Source organism: Sphingomonas sp. DC1600-2, assembly GCF_049897605.1.
GTDB lineage: Bacteria > Pseudomonadota > Alphaproteobacteria > Sphingomonadales > Sphingomonadaceae > Sphingomonas.
The window spans coordinates 34061-42151 of sequence record NZ_JAFCWO010000013.1 but is presented as its reverse complement, the minus strand read 5'-3'; the positions used below and the strand labels follow the sequence as shown (position 1 = coordinate 42151).

General features: G+C 60.7%; 6 protein-coding genes. 3 read left to right on the top strand and 3 right to left on the bottom strand.

Annotation, left to right across the window (positions count from 1 at the left end; genetic code table 11):
• Window positions 1-424: 424 nt before the first annotated feature.
• The 3 genes from ACP7BL_RS15860 to ACP7BL_RS15850 are packed head-to-tail and all read right to left on the bottom strand — an operon-like array spanning window position 425 to window position 2560.
• Complete coding sequence (locus ACP7BL_RS15860) at window positions 425-1084, bottom strand: response regulator transcription factor (RefSeq protein WP_004620406.1); 660 nt, start codon at window positions 1082-1084, stop codon at window positions 425-427.
• Entirely contained in the window at window positions 1081-2271 is a 1191-nt protein-coding gene (locus ACP7BL_RS15855) for a sensor histidine kinase (RefSeq protein WP_235046580.1), read from the bottom strand. The genes ACP7BL_RS15860 and ACP7BL_RS15855 overlap by 4 nt, the downstream gene beginning before the upstream one ends.
• A 4-nt stretch (window positions 2272-2275) precedes the next feature.
• Entirely contained in the window at window positions 2276-2560 is a 285-nt protein-coding gene (locus tag ACP7BL_RS15850; protein WP_041751100.1) for a metal/formaldehyde-sensitive transcriptional repressor, read from the bottom strand.
• A gap of 142 nt (window positions 2561-2702) precedes the next feature.
• Here ACP7BL_RS15850 and ACP7BL_RS15845 point away from each other — a divergent pair, with 142 nt between their 5' ends.
• The 3 genes from ACP7BL_RS15845 to ACP7BL_RS15835 all read left to right on the top strand — a co-directional run bounded on the left by ACP7BL_RS15845 (window position 2703) and on the right by ACP7BL_RS15835 (window position 8061).
• The gene (locus ACP7BL_RS15845; protein WP_426258800.1) at window positions 2703-2843 is read left to right on the top strand and encodes a hypothetical protein; all 141 of its coding nucleotides are present in this window, start codon (window positions 2703-2705) and stop codon (window positions 2841-2843) included.
• A 288-nt stretch (window positions 2844-3131) separates the two neighbouring features.
• A complete protein-coding gene (locus ACP7BL_RS15840; RefSeq protein ID WP_012047207.1) occupies window positions 3132-4760 on the top strand; it encodes an NRAMP family divalent metal transporter in 1629 nt (542 codons plus the stop codon).
• A 1180-nt stretch (window positions 4761-5940) separates the two neighbouring features.
• Window positions 5941-8061, top strand: a complete 2121-nt coding sequence (locus tag ACP7BL_RS15835) for a carbohydrate porin (protein WP_083780808.1) — start codon at window positions 5941-5943, stop codon at window positions 8059-8061.
• Window positions 8062-8091: the final 30 nt, after the last annotated feature.

The window sequence follows — 8091 nt, the reverse complement described above, 5'->3', positions numbered from 1 at the left end:
ATGATCAATCGTCGTCGATCAGGCGTCCGCGGCACACCCGCCAAGGTCAATGCGAACGCTGGTCTTGCGGCCAGCGACAAGGTAAACTCGGCCAGCGTCTCGGATGGCAGTCATGAGAGCGTATATTGGTGTTCAACAACGAGGCCTTCGCGAGTCAGCTCTTGCTGACCGAGTTTTCGGACGTGAGCGTCGCCAATATAATCGGTGATCTCGTCGTATCTCAGAGTATCGCCGGCGCTCTTGTGGAGCTGTGCGAACACCGCCAGGATCGCTTGGGCCCTATGTCCTAACGTGGCGGTGTGGGGCACGATCTCCGCCCTTTTCTTCTCGGAGGTACGACTCCGATAGAGCGTTGCGACAAATCAGCTCGTCGCACAACTATCCTCGGGTATATCGAGCAGCAGCGATCCGACCGTGGCTTCTTCTACCGGAGCTCCGCGGGTCCGCTTCTCATCCTTTCCAGTTTCTCTGACATGCGTCCGAGGTCGAGCATGGAATTCGCCTGCATCTTCGTCATGATTTGCCGGCGGCAGACCTTAACGGTGATTTCGCTAAGGTTGAGTGTTGCCGCAATCTGCTTCGTGAGTTGACCCTTTGTAATCAGATCCATCACCTCTCGCTCGCGATTGGACAGCGATTGGTATCGAGCTTCCAATTCGGCATTCATCTCGAGCGCGTTACGGCGCATACGACTTTTCGCCAAGCCGCCGTTGATGGCGTCGAGGAGGTCCTGATCCCTGAACGGCTTTGTCAGGAATTCGATGGCGCCAGCCTTCATGGCGCGGACAGACATGGGAATGTCACCGTGCGCCGTGACAAACACGATCGGAATTTCAGCGTGAGACTTCGCTAGCTCGACTTGAAAATCCAGCCCGTTTTCGCCCGGCATGCGGACGTCCAAGACCATGCAGACGGGTGTCTCCGGAATCGACCAGCGCAAGAATTCGGCCGTAGAGGAGAACGCCACGACGTCGAACCCTTCGGATTCACATAGATTGCTAATGGCTTTCCGGACGGACGGATCGTCATCCACGATCGCCACGGTTGATTTCTGAGTGCGGGTGGCTGGAGCGCCGAGGTTCATTGGTTTGCCTCCTGAGTCCCAGGCAGCGTGAAGTGGAAGGTGGCTCCTGAAGGCTCGCCCTTTTCGGCCCAGATGCGGCCATGATGAGCTTCAATGATCGAGCGGCAGATCGAGAGACCGATGCCCATGCCCCCGGTCTTCGTCGAAAAGAATGCATCGAAGATCTGATTGACATCAGTCGTAGTCAGTCCGCCGCCGGTGTCCTCAATGCTGACCTCGACGCCACTCGGCCGTGTCTTGCGTGATCTAATGCGAATTTCTCGGGGGTCTGCTTGTGCAGCACCGATTGCGTCGATGGCGTTGACGATGAGGTTGAGAACGACTTGCTGTAATTGGATTCGGTCACCGAAGACGCTCGGCAGGCCGTTGTTAAGTTCAGCTCGGACCACGATGCGGTTTTCGTTCAACTGAGACTGGATGAGGACAAGCACCTCTTGTATCACCGCGTTGATGTCGACCCATGCGTTTTGGGGTTCAGCGCGTGTGGTCAGGGCTCTAATTCGAGCGATAATCTCACTCGCGCGCCGTGCGTCCTCGACGATGCTTTCGATCGAACTCGTGACCTTCTGCGGATTTGGCGGCTCACTGCGGATCCAGCGTGTGGCGGCATTCGCATTCGTGATGACCGCCGTCAGGGGTTGGTTCAGCTCGTGAGCGATTGAGGCGGAAATCTCGCCAAGTGTTGTCAGACGAGCCACGTGGGCGAGGTGCGCTTGCGCGCGTTCAGCCGTCTGGCGGGCGGTCTCGGTAGCCAGCGCGAGGTAAGCAGTTGCTGCGATCGCAGTCAGACTGATCGACGTGTTGATGACACCGAGACTGAAGGTGCTCCCGGCGGTTGGAACATAGCTCACGATGGTAAGTACGGCGCTGAGGATGCTGAGCGCGGCACAGCCTAGCGACACGAAGATGACGCCTTGTTTCCGGCAAAAGCGCAGGGACAGGAGGACGACCACGACCTGGAGGCTCGCGGCCGCGATTTCGTAGGGTGTGACCGTGTCGAAAATGAAGATGGCGATGGCGAGTGCTGCCGTGAAGATCGGTAGCATCGGCGAGAAGAGGGCCTGTGGTCGCGGGTCCAGGCGGGAGACAAAGTATGCCCATGGCCGAGCAAAGCGGCGCGCCCGGTTCGGGTGTGCGGGCGCGTTCGGCTCGTCAACGCCCTGAGCTTTGGCGTGAGGCGGCATCATTACGTCACCTAAGATATGTTCGCAGGACACTGACCAACTCGTCCGCGGCGTTTCGCTCGCTCTGGCTGGGCGCGCGGTTGGGGTCGACCATGTGGGTGCGGATGTGGCCGTTGATAACTTCCGCCATGATTCCGTTGATCGCTCCGCGGGTTGCAGTGACCAGGCGCATGACGTCGTTATAGGCTTCGTCGGCGATGAGAGCCCGCTCTAATGCGTCGACCTGGCCGCGCAAGCGGCGGACACGGTTAAGGAGTCGCTGCTTCTCGGCAACGACGTGCGATCTGCCCATTTCGTATACCCGGGTATAGTTGCAATATACCCCCTCGGGTATATATCAAAACCGTGGCGCTGTGAAGACCGGCAACGATTTCACGCGCCAAGGTCCAGCCTATGGTGGGCTGGATTTTCCATTGGCACAGCAAGGGATCGATATGAACCCGCGACCTAGCAGTCTGGCCGACGAATGCGACAGTAGACGCTCGACGTCTGCTCTCGTTTCGCTGCGGCTCGGCTATGCTCAGGGCGACGACACGATTGTCGAGGGCCGCGCGATCCACTTCGCGCTGCTTTGATGCGTGCCGCCTCCTGAGCCCAGGCATCAGGAGGCAAAAAATGACCTTCCAGTTTTCCAGTGTGCGTCCGCAAGGCGTCACTTCCCCAGCGAGCTCGGTTCTCTCTTTCAAGCGCAGGCGCCCGCGGTTGACAGCCCGTTGGCGACTGACGGCGGCAGGGCGCCTCGAATGCCGGTGGTTTCTGTCACCGGACTGAGCGCGGTCGCGTGTCGTGCGCGACAGGTCGAGCCGCACGACCGCTCCAACGCAAGAACCCTCAAGTCAACGCCATTTCAAAGGCGGTTAATCATGCTGTCTAACCTCGATACTCCCGTGCGTCACGCTGTGCTGGATGAAGCGCATATCGGCGACATCAAAGGCGCGCTCGGCACAATCAAGAAGAACGATACGGGTCCCAGGAACGGTTGGCGTGCTCGTTTGATGACGCTGCTGGCAATCCTTGGACCGGGCCTGATCGTCATGGTCGGTGACAACGATGCCGGCGCCTTCGGCACCTACACGCAGGCGGGCCAGAACTATGGCACCTCGCTGTTGTGGACGCTCATCCTGCTCATTCCCGTCCTGTACGTGAACCAGGAAATGGTTTTGCGGCTCGGCTCGGTGACGGGCGTCGGCCACGCGCGGCTCATTCTCGAACGGTTTGGCAAGTTCTGGGGCGCCTTCAGCGTTGTCGACCTTTTCTTGCTGAATGCTCTGACCATCGTCACCGAGTTCATCGGAATCAGCCTGGCGCTCGAGTACCTCGGGCTTCCGCGAGGCGTAGGCGTCATTGCCGCAGCGGCCGTCATTATCGCCGCGGCTGGGACGGGCAATTTCCGGCGATTCGAAAGATTTTCGCTGTTTCTCGTTTTCGGCAGTCTTCTGTTGGTGCCGGTGCTCGTCTGGGTTCATCCCCCGGTCAGCCAGATCGCCCATGATCTCGTCGTGCCGCAGTTTCCTGAAGGCGGGAAGCTGAGCGAGGTGATGCTCCTGATCATTGCCATTGTCGGGACAACGGTCGCGCCCTGGCAGCTCTTCTTCCAGCAGAGCTATGTGATCGACAAGCGCATCACGACGCGCTTTCTGAGCTACGGGCGCATCGATCTCGTCCTTGGCATTGTGCTGGTCGTCATCGGCGCAGTGGCGATGATGGCGTTCACCGCAGCGACGTTCGCAGGTCGTCCGGAGTTCGGGAATTTCCAGGACGCCGGAGCCGTGGCTGCCGGGCTTGGCGCCTATGTCGGGAAGACGGCTGGCGTCTTCTTCGCCCTTGCGCTGCTCGATGCCAGCGTGATCGGCGCGATGGCGGTCTCGCTGTCGACGGCCTACGCGATAGGCGATGTGCTGTCGCTGCGGCATTCGCTGCATCGGAAGCCGCAGGACGCCAAGGGCTTCTATGCGGTCTATGGCGGCCTCGTTACGTTGGCTGCTGCGCTGGTTTTGACCCCCGGCATGCCGCTCGGCCTGCTAACCAACGCCGTGCAGACTCTGGCCGGCGTGTTGCTACCGAGCGCCACCGTGTTCCTGCTGCTGCTTTGCAACGACAAAGCCGTTCTGGGTCCGTGGATCAATGGGCGGTGGATGAACCTGTTCACCGGCGCCGTCGTCGGTGTCCTCGTGATGCTGTCAATCATCCTGACCGCATCGGTGCTGTATCCAAACATGAGCGAGAGCACGATCCTCGCGATACTCGGGATCGGAGGCGTATTCACGCTCGCCGTCGCTGTCGCCTTCCTCTTCATCCACCGCGAAGAGCCGGCCAACGCGAAGAACGAGATGGTGCGCGCGACGTACCGCATGCCGCCGCTGGATGAGCTTCCGTCAGCTCGGATGACGCCGATGACTCGTCTCTGGATGCTGGTCTTGCGCGGTTATCTGATCTTGGCCGGCGGGCTTGTCCTCGTGCGGATCGTGCAGCTTTCGCTCGTCGGCCGGTGAAGGGGGGAGCATGTGCATACGTCATTCCACATCGCTGCGGCCTCACTCGACGACTGCGGCGTCTGGCCGGCGCCGACCAACAATCTGGGACCGGCTTGTATCGGGTTTCGCCCCGTTTGCCGATCCGGAGCTGTGGTTGCGCGCCTGCACGCTTGCGGCCCTCAGAGAGCGCGACGGCTCTGTTGGGCTGGAGGTCGTGAGCTTATCGGCTCTGTTTGGCGGAGGCAGCCATGATGACCCGCAAGATCCAGCATCGGGAGCGGCCTATCAGCGTTCGGCTGCAGCTCTGGTGGCTCGGGAAAGTGGAGGTCCTTGTTCTCAAACACGTGCCGAAAGGCCCGTTTGCGCGATCCGCTCTCGCATGGGTGGACCAGAGCCACGTGCGAATCCGGCAAAGGCTCGGTCGCAACGAAACCGGCGGGAAGCGCTGATGCGCTCTCCGCGGTCAATCGCGCGTCACTTGGAAGAACGGGCCTGCCTGTTCGGTGCGATCTGGGTTGTGAGGGTCGCGCGCATTCTTGTGCGGGAGGGGTTTCTGAACAGGCGTGGCGCGTTCGCGGCGTTTCGCCTTTCGTCGCGCCTTTCGAGGAGGTCGTGGCGCATTTGGAAGTCCGAGCGAGCCCGCCGTCGAAGCGCAATGTGGGGTGAGTCCAACTGACCTGGCTCGGTCGGCCAGCAGCGAAGTCTACTGAGGAGACGTGCAGTGCAAATGAGAAAGCGAGCTGAATTCTTTCATGGCGAAAGAAGCGCATTCGGCAGCCGGTTGGTGACCGAGCGGCGACGGGACATCGTGAAAACGCGGGGGCGCTCAAGCGCCGCACTTCGGGTTGCTGTCCGTCTGCGGGTCGGCGGGCTGTTGGCGGCGGGTGCCCATTGGCTCGCCCGCACTGCCTTTCAACTCGCGCGGGAGCGCTTGATTTCCGTTGCGCAAGCAAAGGCGCTTTTGCGCATGGCGGCGCAGGTCAATCGGCAAAGTATCCGCCTGCGGCAGCGGGAGCGTTTTAGAACAGATCGCTGGTGAGCAAACTTTGCGTACCAAATCGAAAGGAATCAACCATGCCAGAACCTCCTAGTTGCTGCGTGAGTGAATACTCACGCAGCGCCCCAATACCCCGAAAATAGAGCGGCCTCACGTCGATCACGAGATGGCTTGCTCGTCCCGTGATCAGTGGAGCTGCTGATGATCTGTGATGAAATTGAAGTTCGCAAGAAGGATGCGCCTGTACGGAATTACGGCCGTGAACCGCGGTTCGGTCGACGCGGTCTGTCGGCGCGCGCCTGCTTCCCCGTTCTGGTGCTTGTCGCCGCGACAGGCGCGGGAAACGCGCACGCCCAGGAGATTCCGGCCGGCGCCGACCGCTTGGGCACGGAACGGCGTCTTGATGTTCGGACCAAAGCGGATCGGCCGCCCAGCGAGGCCGAAATGAAGAGGGTTTATGACTGGACCGGCTTTTATGTCGGTGGTCACTTCGGCTACGGTGGCGGCCGCTTGGGCGATGACTCCCACCCCAAGCCTGAGCAGGGCGTCTTCCTGCCTCATAGTCCGACCGGCCTCATTGGTGGTTTTCAGGTCGGCTATAACCGGCAACTCGCCAATCATCTGGTGCTCGGTGTTGAAGCCGATGCGTCGTTCACGAGCCCGACCGACGAGCCGGCGTTGGCGCCGTCGCCGTTCAATTCTACGGTCGACTACGTAGGCACCGCGCGTGGCCGAGTGGGTTACGCATTCGATCGGTGGATGCCCTATGTCACGGGTGGCTTCGCCTGGGGGCATGGTCATATCGAGGTCAACGACGGCAGCGGTGCGCAGCTCGGCCGCTATCAGACGGGCTGGACCGCAGGCCTCGGTGCGGAATTCGCGGTGAGCGGCAATTGGACGGCGAAAGTTGAGTACGACTATGTGAATCTTTCTGCGGCTACTTATGATTTGGGCCGCTTCGATCTGCCGAACGCCCGTCTTGCTCCCGGGCTTCACCTCGCCAAAATCGGACTGAACTACCACTTCAACGATCTGCCGTGGGCGGCGTCCGGCTCGCAGAGCGCGACGCCACGCTTGCCGGATTCGAGTGACTGGAACGTCCATGCGCAAACGACGGTGATTGCGCAGGGATATCCAAGCTTCCGCTCCCCCCAAGCGGGTGCGAACAGCTTGCCGGGGGGCGGCGAGGTCCGCGAGACGTGGACGACGACCGCCTTCATCGGGGTGCGGCTGTGGCAGGGCGGCGAGTTCTATTTCAATCCCGAATTGGCGCAGGGATTCGGCCTGAATGGGACATTGGGTCTGGCGGGCTTCCCGAACGGCGAAGCGCAAAAGGCTGGAGCCGCATTCCCGAAGATTCGGCCGCAACGCTATTACTTCAAGCAGACCTTTGGCCTCGGCGGCGAACAAGAGGACGTCGACGACGGTCCCAACCAGCTCGCGGGCAAACGTGATATCGATCGCATCACGGTGATCGTCGGACGCTTTGCCATCGGCGATTTCTTTGACAACAACACCTATGCGCACGATCCTCGCGCCGATTTCATGAACTGGGCGCTGTGGTCGTCCGCGGCTTACGATTTCCCCGCGGATCTCCCCGGATACACGCGCGGCGCAATCGTCGAATTGAATAAGAAGGACTGGGCAGTCCGCGCGGCATTCGTTCAGGTGCCGTCCGAGCCCAACAGCGATGTCTTGAAATTCAACACGGGCGGCGCCGTGGTGGAGTTCGAGAAGCGTTACGCCATCGCGGGCGAGCCTGGAAAACTGCGGCTCGGCGTCTTCGGCACCCAGGGCGTCATGGGCAACTACCGCCAGGCACTGGCAATCGAGAGCCAGGATTCCGCGCAAGACATCAATACGGTAATGGCGAGTATTCGCCACGTGAATCCGAAATACGGCTTCTACGCGAACTTGGAGCAGCAGATTGCGCCTGGGATCGGCGTTTTCGGTCGCGTGAGCTGGAACGACGGGCAAAACGAGACGCTGTCGTTCACCGACATTGACCGCAGCCTGTCAGGCGGCGTTTCGATCAAGGGCAATCCTTGGGGTCGGCCGAACGATACCGTTGGGATCGGTGGGGCCATCAATGGGCTGTCTGCGGCCCATCGCGACTTCCTTGCCGCTGGTGGAAACGGACTCCTGATCGGTGATGGGGCGCTGAACTACAGCACCGAGCGGATTTTCGAAAGCTATTACGCGCTGGCGATCGGGAACGGGCTCACCTTCACCGCCGACTACCAACTGATCGTCAACCCTGCATACAACGCCGACCGCGGTCCGGTGTCGGTCTTTTCTGGCCGTCTTCACGCGGAGTTCTGAGCCATGGACCGCGTGTACTTGCCAGATGAC

Bases quoted from the DNA above. Each gene is read 5' to 3' on its own strand.
- ACP7BL_RS15860 (WP_004620406.1), bottom strand. From the start codon at position 1,084: ATGAACCTCGGCGCTCCAGCCACCCGCACTCAGAAATCAACCGTGGCG.
- ACP7BL_RS15855 (WP_235046580.1), bottom strand. From the start codon at position 2,271: ATGATGCCGCCTCACGCCAAAGCTCAGGGCGTTGACGAGCCGAACGCG.
- ACP7BL_RS15850 (WP_041751100.1), bottom strand. From the start codon at position 2,560: ATGGGCAGATCGCACGTCGTTGCCGAGAAGCAGCGACTCCTTAACCGT.
- ACP7BL_RS15845 (WP_426258800.1), top strand. From the start codon at position 2,703: ATGAACCCGCGACCTAGCAGTCTGGCCGACGAATGCGACAGTAGACGC.
- ACP7BL_RS15840 (WP_012047207.1), top strand. From the start codon at position 3,132: ATGCTGTCTAACCTCGATACTCCCGTGCGTCACGCTGTGCTGGATGAA.
- ACP7BL_RS15835 (WP_083780808.1), top strand. From the start codon at position 5,941: ATGATCTGTGATGAAATTGAAGTTCGCAAGAAGGATGCGCCTGTACGG.